Genomic DNA, 1,559 nt, shown 5'->3' on the forward strand with positions numbered 1-1,559 from the left:
ATTTTATTTAGTTTCGGGTTCTACCGGTAAATCGTTGCGCGCTCCCCATTCGCTCCATGCGCCGTCATACAACGCGACGTTGGAAACGCCCAGCGTCGCAAGCGCCAGCACCACCACGGCCGCCGTTACGCCGGATCCGCAACTGGCGATTATCGGTCTGTCAAAGCTCACGCCGTGGCTGAAGAAAATAGCATCCAGCTCATCGGTGGTTTTCAGTTCGCCGTCACGAACCAACTCTGTCCACGGTACGTTCAGCGCACCGGGAACATGGCCGCGCTTGAGGCCTGGTCGGGGTTCGTCAACTTCTGCGTTAAAACGCGCAGCCGGGCGCGCATCGACAATCTGTGCGGTTTTTTCATGGCTGGCCAGCAGGACATCGGTCACCCGCACGACGGCCTCTGGCGTAAACACGGCGTCAAATTCACCTTCGGGCAAGTCAACATTTCCTGTCTGCAAGGGGAGCTCATCACGCTGCCAGCTCGCAAAACCGCCTGCCAAAATGGAGACATTTTCGACGCCAAATGTGCGCAGCATCCACCAGGCACGCGGGGCGGAAAACAGATTGCCATCGTCGTAGATGACCAGGTGTTTATCCTGATGTACGCCCAGCTCGCGCATGGCGACGGCGAAAGCCTCCGGACGTGGCAGCATATGCGGTAACGCAGAAGTATGGTCGGAGAGCGCTTCGATATCAAAAAAGACCGCACCAGGAATATGGCCGGCGCGATACTCCTCGCCAACATCGCGATCTTCCTGGCCTGGAGGTGCCATCCGGGCATCAAGAATTTGTATTTCCGGGTCGTCAATATGTTCGACAAGCCAGTCGGCAGCGACAAAGAAGGCGGTAGTCATAGGCATCTCCATTTTTACCAGGTTTCGGCAAATTGTCGGATGTTTGGTGCAAAGCGACAAGTAAAAGAGGCTGATTTGTCAGGTGGACCCACATTAATCACGAAAATTCAGACAACAACATCTTATTACTGACTTCCACCTGCTGAAATCTGACGCATAATAGTTGTTCTACGTTGCTAACGGGCCACTCAGGCCAGGGATGAAAAATGAAACATTTACGCGTAGCGGCCTGCATGCTGATGCTGGCGCTGGCGGGGTGCGATAATAACGATAAGCCGTCGACGACGGCAAAAAATGATACGCCCGCCCCACAGACCACACCGGTAAAAGATCCGGCGCAATTACAAAAGCTGATGCAGCAAAGCCAGGGCAAACCGTTGACGCTGCTGGATGCCTCAGAAGTCCAGTTGGATGGTGCGGCGACGCTGGTGCTGACTTTTTCTATTCCTCTCGATCCTGAACAAGATTTTTCTCGCGTACTGCACGTTGTCGATAAAAAAAGCGGCAAAGTGGATGGGGCCTGGGAGCTGGCGCCAAACCTGAAAGAGCTGCGCTTACGCCATCTTGAACCTAACCGGGAACTGGTGGTGACCATTGAGCGTGATTTGCTGGCGCTGAATAAAGCGACGTTCGCTATCGACTATGAAAAAAATATTACCACCCGCGACGTCCAGCCAAGCGTAGGCTTCGCCAGTCGCGGCTCGCTG

At 54.5% G+C, this 1,559-nt stretch carries 1 protein-coding gene and 1 pseudogene; one reads left to right on the forward strand and one right to left on the reverse strand.

Features of this window, described 5'->3' with window-relative positions:
- Positions 1-3 precede the first annotated feature (3 nt).
- Positions 4-852: a 3-mercaptopyruvate sulfurtransferase gene (gene sseA / locus FDX03_RS03770; protein WP_061068338.1), complete on the reverse strand. Its 849-nt coding sequence runs from the start codon at positions 850-852 to the stop codon at positions 4-6.
- A 206-nt stretch (positions 853-1,058) separates the two neighbouring features.
- On the opposite strand from sseA, the pseudogene FDX03_RS22990 reads away from it, so the two are divergent.
- A pseudogene (locus FDX03_RS22990) lies at positions 1,059-1,559 on the forward strand (alpha-2-macroglobulin family protein); the annotation flags it as partial.

The organism is Citrobacter sp. wls827, assembly GCF_005280875.1.
Classification (GTDB): domain Bacteria; phylum Pseudomonadota; class Gammaproteobacteria; order Enterobacterales; family Enterobacteriaceae; genus Citrobacter; species Citrobacter youngae.

Excerpts from the sequence above, each read along its gene's own strand:
- sseA (WP_061068338.1), bottom strand. The coding sequence starts at position 852 with ATGACTACCGCCTTCTTTGTCGCTGCCGACTGGCTTGTCGAACATATT.